Annotated in this window: 16 protein-coding genes; 1 reads left to right on the forward strand and 15 read right to left on the reverse strand. The window is 45.0% G+C overall.

The genetic code is table 11. The features are described 5' to 3' along the window. Positions 1–10: 10 nt before the first annotated feature. The 9 genes from recJ to ruvA all read right to left on the reverse strand — a co-directional run bounded on the left by recJ (position 11) and on the right by ruvA (position 9,811). Positions 11–2,317 carry a single-stranded-DNA-specific exonuclease RecJ gene (recJ, locus tag ACF3OH_RS07860; protein WP_392453966.1) on the reverse strand — a complete coding sequence of 769 codons (2,307 nt, stop codon included), beginning with the start codon at positions 2,315–2,317 and terminating at the stop codon, positions 11–13. 64 nt (positions 2,318–2,381) lie between these two features. Continuing rightward, the gene (locus ACF3OH_RS07865) at positions 2,382–2,738 is read right to left on the reverse strand and encodes a lipopolysaccharide assembly LapA domain-containing protein (RefSeq protein WP_392453967.1); all 357 of its coding nucleotides are present in this window, start codon (positions 2,736–2,738) and stop codon (positions 2,382–2,384) included. A gap of 82 nt (positions 2,739–2,820) precedes the next feature. Continuing rightward, a complete protein-coding gene (secDF, locus tag ACF3OH_RS07870; RefSeq protein WP_392453968.1) occupies positions 2,821–5,094 on the reverse strand; it encodes a protein translocase subunit SecDF in 2,274 nt (757 codons plus the stop codon). Positions 5,095–5,217: 123 nt separating this feature from the next. Continuing rightward, positions 5,218–5,520: a post-transcriptional regulator gene (locus tag ACF3OH_RS07875; RefSeq protein WP_204590257.1), complete on the reverse strand. Its 303-nt coding sequence runs from the start codon at positions 5,518–5,520 to the stop codon at positions 5,218–5,220. A gap of 173 nt (positions 5,521–5,693) precedes the next feature. Further along, positions 5,694–5,951: a preprotein translocase subunit YajC gene (yajC, locus tag ACF3OH_RS07880; protein WP_204590258.1), complete on the reverse strand. Its 258-nt coding sequence runs from the start codon at positions 5,949–5,951 to the stop codon at positions 5,694–5,696. Positions 5,952–5,996: 45 nt separating this feature from the next. After that, positions 5,997–7,136 (reverse strand): tRNA guanosine(34) transglycosylase Tgt, encoded by a 1,140-nt coding sequence (gene tgt / locus ACF3OH_RS07885; RefSeq protein ID WP_392453969.1) that lies wholly within the window; start codon positions 7,134–7,136, stop codon positions 5,997–5,999. Further along, positions 7,133–8,176 (reverse strand): tRNA preQ1(34) S-adenosylmethionine ribosyltransferase-isomerase QueA, encoded by a 1,044-nt coding sequence (gene queA / locus ACF3OH_RS07890; protein ID WP_392453970.1) that lies wholly within the window; start codon positions 8,174–8,176, stop codon positions 7,133–7,135. The genes tgt and queA overlap by 4 nt, the downstream gene beginning before the upstream one ends. A gap of 18 nt (positions 8,177–8,194) precedes the next feature. Next, positions 8,195–9,193 carry a Holliday junction branch migration DNA helicase RuvB gene (gene ruvB / locus ACF3OH_RS07895; protein ID WP_204590261.1) on the reverse strand — a complete coding sequence of 333 codons (999 nt, stop codon included), beginning with the start codon at positions 9,191–9,193 and terminating at the stop codon, positions 8,195–8,197. A gap of 12 nt (positions 9,194–9,205) precedes the next feature. Further along, entirely contained in the window at positions 9,206–9,811 is a 606-nt protein-coding gene (ruvA, locus tag ACF3OH_RS07900) for a Holliday junction branch migration protein RuvA (RefSeq protein WP_392453972.1), read from the reverse strand. A gap of 602 nt (positions 9,812–10,413) precedes the next feature. On the opposite strand from ruvA, the gene ACF3OH_RS07905 reads away from it, so the two are divergent. After that, complete coding sequence (locus tag ACF3OH_RS07905; protein WP_204590265.1) at positions 10,414–10,941, forward strand: transcription repressor NadR; 528 nt, start codon at positions 10,414–10,416, stop codon at positions 10,939–10,941. 360 nt (positions 10,942–11,301) lie between these two features. Here ACF3OH_RS07905 and pheA read toward each other — a convergent pair whose 3' ends face one another. The 6 genes from pheA to ACF3OH_RS07935 all read right to left on the reverse strand — a co-directional run bounded on the left by pheA (position 11,302) and on the right by ACF3OH_RS07935 (position 15,271). Further along, entirely contained in the window at positions 11,302–12,162 is an 861-nt protein-coding gene (gene pheA / locus ACF3OH_RS07910) for a prephenate dehydratase (RefSeq protein ID WP_392453973.1), read from the reverse strand. Continuing rightward, entirely contained in the window at positions 12,162–12,617 is a 456-nt protein-coding gene (locus ACF3OH_RS07915; RefSeq protein WP_204590267.1) for an ACT domain-containing protein, read from the reverse strand. The genes pheA and ACF3OH_RS07915 overlap by 1 nt, the downstream gene beginning before the upstream one ends. A gap of 67 nt (positions 12,618–12,684) precedes the next feature. After that, entirely contained in the window at positions 12,685–13,974 is a 1,290-nt protein-coding gene (obgE, locus tag ACF3OH_RS07920) for a GTPase ObgE (RefSeq protein ID WP_204590268.1), read from the reverse strand. 4 nt (positions 13,975–13,978) lie between these two features. Further along, positions 13,979–14,575: a Spo0B domain-containing protein gene (locus ACF3OH_RS07925; RefSeq protein WP_392453974.1), complete on the reverse strand. Its 597-nt coding sequence runs from the start codon at positions 14,573–14,575 to the stop codon at positions 13,979–13,981. A gap of 56 nt (positions 14,576–14,631) precedes the next feature. Further along, positions 14,632–14,922: a 50S ribosomal protein L27 gene (gene rpmA / locus ACF3OH_RS07930; protein WP_094944214.1), complete on the reverse strand. Its 291-nt coding sequence runs from the start codon at positions 14,920–14,922 to the stop codon at positions 14,632–14,634. Between the two features lie 16 nt (positions 14,923–14,938). Then, positions 14,939–15,271 carry a ribosomal-processing cysteine protease Prp gene (locus ACF3OH_RS07935; RefSeq protein ID WP_204590270.1) on the reverse strand — a complete coding sequence of 111 codons (333 nt, stop codon included), beginning with the start codon at positions 15,269–15,271 and terminating at the stop codon, positions 14,939–14,941. Between the last annotated feature and the right edge of the window lies 1 nt (position 15,272).

A 15,272-nucleotide genomic window follows, 5' to 3' on the forward strand; every position in this document is an offset into this window, starting at 1 on the left:
TTGTTCCTCCTCAGGACCGGTGTTGGCGCTTTGCGTCAAACCATTGTTTCAATTCGCGGTACGGTGCATAAAGCAAGACTTGTTCAAGCTCGATTCGCTGCTGTTGTTGCTGATAGCTCGGGGCTTCAGTCAACGCACGACGCTCACTTTCTTTATTCACCACCAAATGTCCATTGTCTATTCTAACAAAATCTAATTCAAAAAACACCTTTGACATAAAATTAATTGTTTGTTCGCTCCACCCTTTATGTCGGGCGAGTTGCGCACCTTGTTCTTTTAATGCGAACTTTTCTTTCGACATCAAGAATCCGTAATACCATTTGAACTGATCTCTACTAGGTAAGCCATCAAAAAATGCTTCTGATGGTGTGAAGAAATGCGCGAATATACGACTCCACTCTGATTTCGTCACGATTTCGTCCAGCTGCTGTTCATGAGCTGGCATGTCGAGTAACACAACGGAACTGTGTTTCGGTTCTAGCTCTGAAGATTTGACAATTCGCTCAGGTAATTGATCTTGATAGGCAGCGATTGTCTCTTCATGGAACGCCACATAATGGGCATCTCCTTGTGGTACTTGATTTAACCATCGATATAATTGGCGAATACCGCGCACATCGAACAGTTGCCAGTCAGACGACATCGCATCTTCCAACATCAATTGCGGCTTTTTGCGACCATTCCATTCATTGATCTGAAGGTCTCCGGCAATTGTCAAGCTTGTCATCGGCGCCAGTTGATCAACGAGTTCTCCTTGATAAAATCCGATGACATCAAGTGTGTGACCGTCTTTTGTTACTTCAAGTTTAGCATGATTGCTCGACGCGCCGATTTTTCGGAAGCTCTTCACTTCTACTCCCTTTACCGCATAGACCGGTTTGGCAAAGCCCATACCATAGGGCCCTAGTTTTGCTGCACTTTCAATAGATTGCACATTAATTTCTGACAGTTCTACAGGAATGTCGACCGTCAAACGTGGAATGAAATGGTCTTGTGTTAACACTTCATCCCCCTGGGCTTGCATACGTGCGACAAATTCATCCAGGTCATCAAGCGACATCGTCATCCCTGCTGCCATTGGGTGTCCCCCAAAATGCGGCACAATATCACGATTTTTGGCAATCTCTTGATAGAGATGGAATCCTTCGATACTGCGTGCAGAACCTTTTGCAATCCCTTTTTCTAAGTCGATGCCAAGAACAATGGCCGGACGTGTGTACTTTTCAACAAGACGAGAAGCCACAATTCCTAAAATTCCTGGATTCCAATCTTCCTGAAAAACGACCAGCACACTTGGAAGAGGGCCTGTTTCGACTTGAGCAACGGCTTCATCCGTGATTGACTTGACGATGGATTGACGCTCTTTATTTTTGTCTTGTAAGAATTTCGCATAAAGAGCCGCTTCTTCTTTACTATCAGAGCGGAAAAGATGAACCCCAGGGTCTGCACTTCCTAAGCGGCCTACCGCATTAATTCGAGGGCCGAATGCAAAACCGACAGTCTCTTCGTTGATGTCTGAAAGCTCTACTCCAGAAGCAGAGGCAAGCGCTCGAATCGCTTCTGTAGGCTTTGTACGCATCAGCTCGAGTCCGCGTTTTACAAAGTACCGATTCTCTCCCTGCAAGGGCACCAAATCAGCAATCGTACCAATGGCGACAAGATACAAATACTCTTCTGGAATACGACCTAGAAGTGCTTGCGCCAGTTTAAACGAAACACCAACACCTGCTAAATCAGAGAACGGATAGTTTTCTTCGAGATGCGGGTGAATAATGAAATCTGCATTTGGAATGACTTCTCCTGCTTCGTGGTGATCAGTCAAAATCACGTCCATACCTAGCTCTTTGGCGAGTGCGATTTGGGACACACCAGAAATACCATTATCTACAGTGATGAGTAACGAAACGCCTTCTTCATGTGCGAGTCGAAACAGCCGCTCACTTGGGCCATAGCCGTCTTCAAAACGATTTGGAATTTTAAACGAGACAGTGGCACCGAGGGAAGTTAAGGTTTCCATCAAAACGGTGACACTCGTAATTCCGTCTGCATCGTAATCGCCGTACACCAAGATTTTTTCATTGCGTTCGATTGCCGTGTGAATTCGCTCTACTGCACCTTGCATATCTGAAAATAAGAATGGGTCATGAACAGAAGACGCATCCATTTCTAAAAATTCTTTTGCAGCCAGTTCTGTATCGATCCCTCTGGCTAGTAATAACTTTGCTACAAGAACATCTACTTGCAGTGTTTTTGCAAATTCCTCTGCTTGTTCTTGAGATATAGTTTGTACGGACCATTTTTTCTTAGATTGAATCATTTTCTCACTTCCTCACAGACTTCCATTATACAAAAAAACCTGCCCTCTTGGACAGGTTCCTGAATTAAAGTGTTGGTTTATTCATCGATTCTTCATGATTTAGTTCTGCCGAGCGTGTTGATGTCTCACGTTCCCGATAAACTGACAACTCATTTTGCGTTGCGTGCAGTTCAGCATCTCGTTTTGATTTTTCAGCTTCGAGTGCCTTCACTTTGCGACTTAACGTAAACGTTCGAACAATCGCGAACATACCGCTAACAAGGGCTCCTAATAAAGCCGATCCCAAAATCACCAAAATAAGTGGCCATTGTGCTTCTCCGAATAAATAATTGACTGGAACTGCATCCACGTTGACTACGGCAAAGATGGCGATAACGATTGCCAAAATAAGTCCGAGTAAAATAGCCCATTGCGCTTTCACAGCATCATCTCCCTATGTAGTTCCCTCAAAAAAAATCGAGGTATAGATTCACTATACCCCGATTGTTTAAAACTTGAAACTATTAGACAACTGGTTCATCTGAACCCCATTGTTTCTTTTCAGCCGCTACATCAATCGTTCCTTTTTTGAACAATTGTTTGCGCTTCAGATCAAACCAAAGCTGCGCTGCGATGAAGATGGATGAGTATGTTCCGGCAATCAACCCAATCAATAATGCGATTGAGAAGTTTTGAATAGATGGTGCACCGAAGAAAATCAGTGACACGACAACAAATACGACTGTCAAAACAGTAATTACAGAACGCACAAGTGTTTGACGAAGTGATTTATTGACGATGTCTGCAAGTTCTTGTTCGGTTTGAATCGCACCTGCGCTATGCAAGTTTTCTCGAATCCGGTCAAAAGTGACGATTGTATCATTGATGGAATACCCGACAATGGTTAGGACGGCCGCAATGAATGTAATATCCACTTCTAGTCGCAGTATACTAAAGATGGCAATCATGAAGAATGCATCATGGAGTAAAGCGACAATTGCCGAGACCCCAAATCGCCATTCAAAGCGGAATGCCACATAGATGATGATTCCGATAGCAGCAATCGCAAGGGCGTACACTGCGTTACGCGCAAGCTCTTGGCCGACAGTTGGAGAAACGGTGCTGACCGATGGCTCCACTCCGAATTCATCTATAAAGCTAGATTTTAATTCTGCAATCTCTTGCTGCGTGAAGTCTTCCACATAACGAAGAACCGCTATATTGCTAGTATCTCCTGAAATTACGATATCATCTGTTTCATAGCCTGCTGCTTCAATTGTCGCGCGGACTTCATCCGAAGTAAGAGGTCCATCTGTCATCACTTCCACACGTGTACCCGAAGAGAAATCAATCCCTAGATTCAATTGGAAAATCGATAACATCGCGATACCAGCTGCGAGTAAGAAAACAGACAAAATGTAGAATGGTTTACGTTTACCAACGAAATCAATTTTATCAAATGGAGTGGATAAATCTAATGTCTCCATATTCTCTTCCGGAGTATGCACTCGTTTTGTGCTAACACCGAATAAAAATGGTTTGTTGTCAAACATCCCACTGTTTACTAACAGTCCGAGTAGTAGACGTGATCCCCATACAGCTGTGATAAAGCTCGCTAAGATCGAGATGATAAGCGTCGTGGCAAATCCTTTTACAGAGCTTGTCCCAAAGTAGAACAATACTGCCGCTGCAAGTAAAGAAGTTACGTTTGCATCCAAGATAGCACTAAACGATTGTTTTGCACCAAGTTTGAATGCTTCTTTAATGCTGCGACCGACACGCAATTCTTCTTTGATACGCTCATATGTTATGATATTCGCATCGACGGCCATACCTACCCCTAAAACGATTGCGGCAATACCAGGAAGCGTCAGTACGCCATTGATCAGTTCGAATACGAGCAAGATCAAATAGATAAAGACAGATAGCGTGATGACTGCCACAAGGCCTGGCAAACGATAATACACTAACATGAACAACAGCACGACTGAAATCCCGATGATTCCAGCTAAAATTGTCATCTCTAGCGCTTGTTCACCGAACTGAGCGCCTACTGAAGTTGAGAAGATTTCCGTTAATTTTACAGGTAATGCCCCAGCATTCAAAACTCCTGCTAGATTGCGTGTCTCATCTGTAGTGAAAACACCTGTGATTTCAACATTGGTAGAACTGATGCGTTGAGAGACTTGAGGTGCAGAAACGAATTTAGGATCTGCTTTCATCCTCTCAGCTTCGTAGCTGTCCACACCTTCTTCAAAATCTAACCAGATGACCAAAAGGTTTTGTCCAAATGGACGTGCTGCTAACTCTTCTGTCACTTGTGCAAATTTGTTTGGGTCTTTTAATTGTAACGTGACGATGGGTTGTCCATTTTGGCCAAATGCCGCTTGTGCCCCACCTTCTACTAGATCAGTTCCATCTAACATCAATTCATCATTGACGTCACGGAATGTCAGATTGGCTTCTGTTGCGAGCAACTCACGAGCGGCCGCTTGGTCTTCGACTCCTGGGAGCTGAACGCGGATTCGATTTTGTTGTTCGACTTGGATGACGGGTTCACTAACACCAAGTACGTTGATACGGTTATTGAGTGCTTCTGCAGTATCTGCAACCGTCTCTTCACTTAATGTCGTCGATTCTCCATCTAGCGGCTCAAGTTCGTAGAGAACTTCGAAACCACCTTGTAGATCTAGGCCAAGATTAATATCTTTCAGGATGCCACTTGCAGTACTGCTGATGGTTCCTGCAAAGATGACGAGGAGTAGCAAAAACGCTACTATTCTTCCTCTGGATTTCATTTTCATTCTCCCTTCTTTTCCCCTAAGCGAGGGGAATCACAGACGCCGGTCTGAAACCGAAAAAACACAACATGATTATTATGAATCACGTTGTGTAGTGTGTCAAATGCCCTTGGTCCTTGATTAGCGCGGATTGAGCAATTTTTCTAAATCTTCTTTTTTTAATTCAGAGAACCAGTTTTCACTTTTAAATTGTTGAATCTGTGAGACTGACATATAGGTAGAAGGTGAAATCGCATAAATATCCGAAATGATTTGATGCAATGGCAGTTCGTCGAGCCGTTTTTTCTTCCAAAATTTTAATTTCGCAAAGTCCCAAAGGTCTTCTTTGGTGATTGTCGTAAAGTGATACAGTTCAAATTCACTCACTTTACTGTCGAGCACCATCTCTACTTTGTTGAACAATGCTTGCTCCCCTTTGTCCATATGGTTTCCTCCTGTGCATAATTTGTCTGTCCGCTCATAGTTTGTGGTAGTAGGTAAAATCGTATCTATTTATGAAGGATGTGTCAAATGTCTTTTCGAAAATGGTGACCTGGTCGTAGGGGGTTTACCCAACAAAAAAACCTTACGAACAAAATTGTCGTAAGGTCTGCTTGTTATTCAACTACGCGGCCGATTGCCACTTTCTCGAACTGAAGACGTGTACCGTCTGCCACTGTAACAAATACAGTTGTATCGTCAAGCGCATCGATCGTTCCATGTAAACCACCAACCGTGATTACTTGGTCACCACGCTTTAAGTTGTTTTGCATCGTCGCTGTCGCTTTTTGACGTTTCTGTGCTGGTCGAATGATGAAGAACCACATCACAGCAAACATCGCGATAATAGGTAATAAGCCTATCAATGTTTCCATCTCTAAAATTCCCCCTTTCACTCAATCTATCTAATTATACTCGAATTAAAAGTTTTTTGCATTCGGTTTGTTGTACCCGTATTCTTCAAAGAACTCTTCTTTGAAGTCGAGCAAACGGTCTTCACGAATCGCTTGACGCACGTCTTTCATAAGGTTCATCAAGAAATGTAGATTGTGTGTCGATGCCAAACGCAGACCAAATGTTTCATCCGCTTTGAACAAATGACGTAAATACGCGCGTGAATAGTTTTTGCACGTATAACAATCGCACGTCTCATCAACCGGTCCAAAGTCACGTGCAAATTTTGCACCTTTGATTACTAGACGGCCTTTTTTCGTAAACATCGTGCCGTTACGGGCAATACGCGTCGGAAGAACACAATCAAACATATCGACACCACGAATCGCTCCGTCAATCAATGAGTCTGGTGATCCAACACCCATTAAATAACGCGGCTTGTTGTCTGGCATTAAAGGCGTTGTGAACTCAAGAACGCGGTTCATGACGTCTTTTGGTTCTCCAACGGACAAACCACCGATTGCATACCCTGGGAAATCGAGTGAAATAATATCTTGCGCTGATTGACGACGAAGATCTTCATACTCGCCACCTTGAATGATGCCGAACAATCCTTGGTTGTCTGTATTTGTGTGGGCGGTCATACAACGTTCTGCCCAACGAGACGTGCGCTCAACTGACGCTTTCATGTACTCGTGAGAAGCTGGGTACGGCGGGCACTCATCAAACGCCATCATGATGTCAGAACCAAGTGCATTTTGTACTTCCATTGACTTTTCAGGGCTCAAGAATAACTTGTCACCGTTTAAATGATTGCGGAAGTGAACACCTTCCTCTTCAATCTTTCGCATGTCACTCAGACTGAATACTTGGAAGCCACCCGAGTCTGTTAAAATCGCACGGTCCCAGTTCATGAACTTGTGCAAGCCGCCCGCTTCACGAATGATATCGTGGCCAGGACGTAACCATAAATGGTACGTGTTGCTCAGAATGATTCCTGCAGCCATTCCTTTAATTTCTTCTGGAGACATCGTCTTGACCGTCGCTTGCGTTCCAACCGGCATAAATGTCGGTGTTTCAAACGACCCATGTGGCGTGTGGACGATACCTAGTCGTGCACCTGTCTGTTTATCTTTTTTTAGTAGTTCGTAGCGTATCGCTGTCATCTAAAATCCTTTCCTTTGATCAGCATCGCATCTCCAAAACTGAAGAAACGGTAGCGCTGATCAATCGCTTCTTGATAAGCGTTTAATATGAATTCACGGCTCGTCAGTGCACTGACAAGCATCACGAGTGTCGATTTCGGCAAGTGGAAGTTTGTAATCATCGCATCGATCACTTGAAACTCGAACCCTGGGAAAATAAAGATAGACGTCCAATCACTGTCTTCTTTTAACTCTCCATCAAACTTTTTCGCAACAGATTCAAGTGTGCGCGTCGATGTCGTTCCGACGGCTACAATGCGTCCGCCTGCTGCTTTTGTTTCATTGATCAAGTCTGCTGTCTGCTTTGGAAGACGGTAAAATTCCGCATGCATCTCGTGGTTCTCAATCGAGTCCACACTGACCGGTCGGAAAGTTCCCAGACCTACGTGCAATGTTACATAGCCAATCTTTACACCTTTGTCTGCCGCAGCTTGTAGTAGCTCTGTCGTAAAATGAAGACCAGCAGTCGGTGCTGCAGCTGACCCTTGCTCTTTCGCGTACACCGTCTGATACCGGTCACGGTCTTTTAATTTCTCATGGATATACGGAGGTAATGGCATTTCCCCAAGCTGATCGAGCACCTCAAAAAAGACCCCCTCATACGCCATCTGAAACAGGCGTCCGCCGTGGTCTTTAATTCCTGTACACGTGGCTGTTAATAAGCCATCTCCAAAAGAAATGACTGTACCAATCTTCACGCGTTTTGCAGGCTTCACAAGAGTCTCCCACTCATCGTCTTCAAGTTGTGTTAAAAGGAGGACTTCAACAGAAGCACCCGTCTCTTCTTTTACGCCCATCAAACGAGCAGGCATTACCTTCGTATCGTTTAAAATCAAGCAATCTCCTTGACGTAGTTCATCAAGTACCGATGCAAATGTAGTGTGCTGCACGGCATTGTTCGGATAGTCAGCAATCAGTAACTTGCTACTTGTCCGGTCTGCTAGAGGGGTCTGTGCGATGAGTTCCTCTGGCAAATGGAAATCAAAATCTTCAACTCTCATAATCAACGTCCTCTTCTATCATTCTGGTAACGGCAACCCAAGGTGCTCGTAGGCAAGATGTGTTAAAACTCGACCTCGAGGCGTTCGTTGGATAAAACCGATTTGTAGTAAGTATGGTTCGTACACTTCTTCTATAGTAGCAGATTCTTCCCCAGCACTCGCGGCTAACGTATCAAGCCCAACTGGACCTCCTCGAAAGCGCTCTGCCATAGCACGTACAAGCTTATGATCGATGTGGTCGAGACCACGTCGGTCGACTTGCAACAATTCTAAAGCTTCATTCGCGAGACTCTCCGTAATTCTTCCGTCCCCGCGCACTTGTGCATAATCACGTACACGTTTAAGTAAACGGTTTGCGATACGTGGTGTCCCTCGAGAACGTCGCGCAATTTCACTCGCTGCACGTGGGTCGATCTCTGCTTGGAATAAACGACTGCTCCTCAGAACGATTTCAGTGAGTGCTGCTTCATCGTAATACTCAAGACGAGACAACACACCAAAACGATCGCGGAGTGGCGCAGACAAGGACCCTGCACGTGTTGTAGCTCCGACTAATGTAAAGGGAGGCAGATCCAGACGAATCGATTTTGCAGTTGGCCCTTTTCCTACGACAATATCTAAACAGAAGTCTTCCATCGCAGGATATAAGACTTCTTCAATCGCTCGATTCAAACGGTGAATCTCATCGATAAACAAAACATCACCGGGTTCTAAAGCACTCACGATGGCCGCTAAGTCACCAGGACGCTCAATAGCAGGTCCACTGGTCATTCTTATTTGCACGCCCATCTCATTCGCAATTACAGCTGCGAGCGTTGTTTTTCCAAGGCCTGGAGGTCCATAAAGCAATACGTGATCTAGACTCTCTTCTCGAAGTTTTGCTGCTTGGATGAAGATGCTCAAGTTTTCTTTGATTTGATTTTGGCCAATATACGAGCTTAATGTATCCGGGCGCAAAGTCTCTTCAAACGGTTCATCAAATTGTGTCGCATCACTTGTAATCACTCGATCTGTCACAGCTCATCCCTCCTAACTGCCAAACAGTAACTGCAGTGCTTTTTTCATAATCGCATCGGTTGTTTCGCCTTCAAGCTCTTCAAGACGTGGTGTGATTTTCTTCAACTCTCGCTCAGAATAGCCAAGAGCAGTGAGGGCTTGCAAAGCCTCATCAAGTGACTGATTGCCAGTCCCTTCCTCTTCTTCAACTTCAAATAAGCCCCCAACAATTTCTTCATCGGCAAGGTCATGAAGTTTCCCTTTCAAGTCCAAGATAATTTGGCGTGCCGTCTTTTTGCCGACTCCCGGAAACTTGACTAAAAACGCATCGTCTTCTCGTTCGATCGCACCGATGACTTGGTCTGGCTGTCCACTTGCTAAAATGGCAAGCGCCCCTTTAGGTCCGATCCCTGTTACTTGGATTAACTTTCGAAACAATTCCCGCTCGGAAAGCGTTTTGAAGCCAATCAATTGCTGGATATCTTCGCGCACTTGCAAATAGGTATAAACAAGTTCTGCTGATCCCACTTGAAAACGGAACGGATTCGGTGTGAGAATCTGAAACCCAAGACCGTCACGATCAATGACGATGTATTCTGGTGTAATCCGTGCAACTTCGCCTTTTATGTAGTCGTACATGGCGCATCCTCTTTTCTTACTCAACAAAGAAGGCCGCTAAAGAGTAGCGGCCATCACGAGCTTTTTCATGTTACTTATCATACCATAGTTTCCGGTGATTTTCTATCGCTTTCCCCGTAAATGCCAACAAACGTTCTTGTTTTTCACATGGGGTTTAGTTAAGTAGGCAAGCCATTCGCGGAACAATTCGTTCGGATACCGCAAGCTCGAAGGTTACTCTTCAATAATACGCAAAAAATCCGGATTTTCAGCGACCAGTAGTTGCAGGTTGTAATCGGCAAACGGAAGAAAACGCTGCATCAATAAAATCCATTCATCATCGGGGTCTGTATAACTCGCAAGATCGAAGTCGATCAGCTTTATACCTTCTCGACCAATCAATAATTGTGATGCGCAATTGCCACCCCGGTTCTATCTCAGGCATATCCATATCAGGTAGTGGCATGTAAGATGGCCCGGCGGATACAGAACGTTTTGGTACCCATACGATGCTCCTTTTTTCATTTCTTTACATCGTATGCAATGAAATTGAAATTGTGACATGAAAAAAAAGGATGGCCGTGGTAAACTATGAGCAAATAGCTGGATGCGGGGGATTTTACATGCGGAAAAAGGGAGAACAAAGAAGAGAATGGATTTTACAAAAGCTTGAGGAGCATGGAATCGCAGTAAAAGGTGCTGCACTCGCGGAAGAAGCAAACGTCAGTCGGCAAGTCATTGTAAATGACATCAATCTTCTAAAAGTAGCAGGCCACCCAATTTTAGCGACCAGTCAAGGGTACATCCTCTTTAGTGAATCACCTGGTGAGGGAAAGGTACGCGAACGCGTCGTGTGTTTCCACTTACCCGAAAATACAATGGATGAGTTACAAACCATTGTTGATTGTGGCGTCACAGTGGATGATGTGACCATCGAGCATCCGGTTTACGGGGAAATCTCTGCGCAAGTGCAAGTTTCGAACCGGAACGAGATTACGACTTTTATGACGCAGATCAAAGAAAACAATGCCACTCTGCTGTTAGAGATGACGGACGGGACACACTTGCACTGGTTGTCTGCAGACAGCCAGGAGAAAATCGATGCAGCTAAGGATGCATTACGAATAAAAGGGTATCTGATTGAGAATTAAACTGTTGCAGACCAGCTTTCGGGCTGGTTTTTGTTATGAGGTGAAATTAGTTTCCATAATATTATTATTTGTTTAGATGTGAAGAACGCCACTCTAGAAACTCCGAGGAAATCAGACGTGCCCGTGAAGGCGGTCTTCAGCCTTTGCGGGTGCGGCTGATTCCGGAGTGTGTTTCTGGCGTTCGGAACTCGATTTCATTAAGATGTGGAGCCGACAATCCGGTGCCTGTCAATCCGGTGCCTGTCAATCCGGTGCCTGTCACCAAATGGAAATCACTCCCAAATGGTGACAGGCACCAATTGGGAACTCGCAGGAAACTAAACACCAAAAAACCCAGCACGCGGCTGGGTTGAGGAAAGCTTATTCACTTTCTGTTTCGTACGTGTAATAGGATCCGAGTGTTTTGACCGTGCAGCCAAGGAACGTCAATTCTTCCGCTGCCCCCTTCATCATGATATGGTCCTCTTCTTCGAGAATATCGACAATGAAAAAGTAATGGCCGAGACCTGTCTTCAGCGGACGCGATTCGATTTTACTCAAGTTCAATCGGCGCCATGCAAAGACGGACAACACTTGATGCAAAATTCCAGGACGGTCGTCTTGTGGGAGCTTTAGCATCCATGTTGTTTTGATCTGCTCTTTTTTTGTTGGTCGTTCCAACCGATCCTTCTTAGAGCCAAGCACCAAAAAGCGCGTGTGATTGAAATGAAAATCGTGGATGTCACGTTCGACGATTACGAGCCCGTATTCATGCGCAGCTGTCTCATTGGCAATCGCAGCAATTGCAAGTTCCGGATGCTCTGCACACAACTTCGCTGCAGCGGCAGTCGACGAGTACTGTTCAGTTGGCACGTTCGATAATCGATAGGACAAATACTTGTGGCACTGTGCTAGCGCATGAGGATGCGAATAAATCGTCTCTACGCGGTCCCAATGCTTCACGTGATCCGGGTGCACCATTAGATGTTGGGCAATAGGCGCTAAAATTTCTGCTTGTATGTAGACGTCCGCTTCATGGAACAAATAATCAATCGTAAGCGGCACTGTTCCCTCTAGTGCATTTTCAACAGGAACGACAGCAAGACTAGCTTTTTGCTGAGACACTGCCTCAATGCATTCAGGAATCGTGCGCATCGGAACGAGTGAATCTGCTGGATAAATGGATTTCGCTGCAAGATGCGTAAACGATGCTTCCGGTCCAAGATAAGCAATTCCTGTCATTAGAACGCCCCCGAACTGATGACGTCCGCTGCTTCCACGAAATCAAGTCGCTTCATTTCAGCGAGAAACTCATTGATGTCTTTGCTCATGGCTGTCACGTCGAGGGAGAGTGTTACACTCGCGCGACCCTGGATCGGAATCGTTTGGTGAATCGTCAATACGTTACACTGGCTATCTGCGACTAGTTGCAAAAGACGTGCCAGCGTCCCTTCACGGTCTTCTAATTGTAAGAATACCGTAAGGATGCGTTCTTGTACGATCGAATGGAATGGAAAGACGGCATCTCGGTATTTGTAGAATGCACTTCTCGACAAATCCACTTCTTTCACCGCGTCCCAGATTGAATTCACTTTTCCTGTTTGCAGAAGGGCCTTCGCTTCTAACGTTTTCTGCATCGCTTCTGTCAATACATCTTCGCGCACTAAATAAAAATGCTGATTGGTTACATCCTTCACATTGACTCCGCCTTTCTTTTCACTCTATATGTAGGGAAAGCACCCGAATTGGGTGCTTTCAGTTGTGCTATTCAATAAATTCGAATTCAAATTCAAGTAAACGGACAGTATCGCCATCTTTTGCACCGCGCTCACGAAGAGCATCATCAATTCCCATACCGCGCAATTGACGTGCAAAGCGACGGATTGACTCTTCACGAGAGAAGTCAGTCATCTTGAAGACGCGCTCTACAGTGCCACCAGATAAGACGAATGCGCCGTCATCATCGCGTGTGATCACGAATGCATCACGAGACGCTTCGTGCTTGTAAAGAACAGACTTGTCAGATGCTTCTTCCACCACTTCATGTAATGGGTACTCAGGCGCTGTTTCTAGCGTTTCTGAGATGGCATACAATAGTGGTTGCAATCCTTGACGAGATACTGCAGAGATCGGGAAGATTTTCACGTCTTCGCCAATTTTTTGTTTGAACTCTTGCAGATTTTCTTCTGCGTCTGGCATATCCATCTTGTTTGCTACAATAATTTGTTGGCGTTCTGTCAAACGAAGATTGTAGTTTTTCAATTCTTCATTGATTGTTAAATAGTCTTCGTATGGATCGCGTCCTTCCATTCCGGACATATCGATGACGTGCACGATAACACGTGTACGTTCAATGTGCTTAAGGAACTGGTGACCAAGACCGACACCTTCAGATGCCCCTTCGATCAGACCAGGAAGGTCGGCCATGACGAAGCTCTTGTTGTTTTCCATATCGACCATACCAAGATTCGGTACAATCGTTGTGAAGTGGTAAGCACCGATTTTTGGTTTCGCTGCAGACACTACAGACAATAGTGTTGATTTTCCAACGCTTGGGAAGCCGACGAGTCCTACGTCTGCTAATACTTTTAATTCTAAGATAACGTTCAACTCTTGCCCTGGTTCCCCTTTTTCAGAAAGCTCAGGAGCTGGATTTTGTGGTGTCGCAAAACGAATGTTTCCACGTCCACCGCGTCCGCCTTTGGCAATTGTTTTTTGCTGGCCATGCTCGACTAAGTCAGCAAGGATATCGCCAGTTTCTTCATTGATGATGACTGTACCCGGTGGAACTTTGACGATCATATCGTCTGCTCCGCGCCCGTGCATACCTTTTGTTGCTCCGTGCTCCCCACGGTCTGCTTTAAAGTGACGTTTGAAACGGAAATCCATTAATGTACGTAAGCCTTCTTCGACTTCAAAAATTACATTTCCTCCGCGTCCACCGTCTCCACCAGCAGGTCCCCCGTTTGGTACATACTTTTCACGACGAAAGGCAACCATACCGTCTCCGCCGTCTCCACCTTTAATATAAATCTTTACGTGATCGACAAACATGTTCTCACTCCTGTCCTCGTCTAGCCACTAGCTTTAGTTTCAGAGAGGTTTTTGTATATTCCAGTACTTCTGTTGAAAATTCTGCATCTCGTTCACACGAGATTCCTTGAAGGTCCGTCCAGCTCCCCACAAATTGAATATGAATTTCAAGTGGTGCATCCATGCAAAATAGCACATGCATGAGCTGATCGTGATACCCGGTAAATCGCTGTTTCATTTGTAGGACGAATACTTGGAACATCTCTACTAATTCCATATCCTGCGCTGGTGTCGCTTTCTCGGTCCCTGCGACTTCATAGGTCGCTTTCAGCTCCGGATGATACATATGAATCGTCTCTAACCAATTGTTCGTTTGCATAAAACCCGCATTGTTTAGTCGAAAGAAATATTGGCAACGGAGCGAATACTCTTCAATCAGCCGACGGACCTCTTCCGTACGGCCAAGGTCAAGATTCATCTGCATCACCTGGAGCCGATTTAATGTATCGTGATTGACTGCGCGCAATACTTCATTCAATTCCAATTGTTCTTTCACATTCATCCACTCCACAGCTAAGGTGTCTTTATTATACCCTTCATACGCAGATAAATTCCACTCCATGTGCACAGTCAGCAAAATAAAAAGGACTGCAAGTGCAGTCCTTTAAACAGATAAGCTTATGCTTCTTGAGCTGTTGGGTATACGCTCACTTTTTTCTTGTCGCGTCCGAAGCGCTCGAAACGAACTACTCCATCAACTTTAGCGAAAAGTGTATCGTCACCACCACGGCCTACGTTTTCACCTGGGTGAATCTTTGTACCGCGTTGACGGTAAAGGATTGAACCACCAGATACGAATTGACCATCAGCGCGTTTTGCGCCAAGGCGTTTAGATTGAGAGTCACGACCGTTTTTAGTCGAACCTACTCCCTTTTTCGATGCGAAAAACTGAAGATCTAATCTTAACATGTGTCTCACCACCTGTTTAGTTATAGGATATTTTTATATACTGACCATAATCTTTTTCTATCGTTTCGAGTGATGTACGAAGTGTTTCGAGTATGATTTCAACTTTCAACATCGTCATCTCATCCTCTAGTAGAGGAAGCTCGACGGCTAAATAGCCTCCGTCCTGTCCTAGGTCAATGATCGGTTCGATCTGAGCGTTCTCAAAAAGAGAATTCACAGCGCCAAATGCAACAGCCGAAGCTCCTGCACAGACAAGATCTTTACCTGAGTCATCGAATTCAGCATGGCCGGACATCGAAAATGACTGAATCTTCCCTGCATCCGTTCGGTTGAACTCAACACGAATCATG

Origin of the sequence: Chryseomicrobium aureum, assembly GCF_043182735.1 — a bacterium.
In the GTDB taxonomy this organism is placed as follows: Bacteria; Bacillota; Bacilli; order Bacillales_A; family Planococcaceae; genus Chryseomicrobium; species Chryseomicrobium aureum.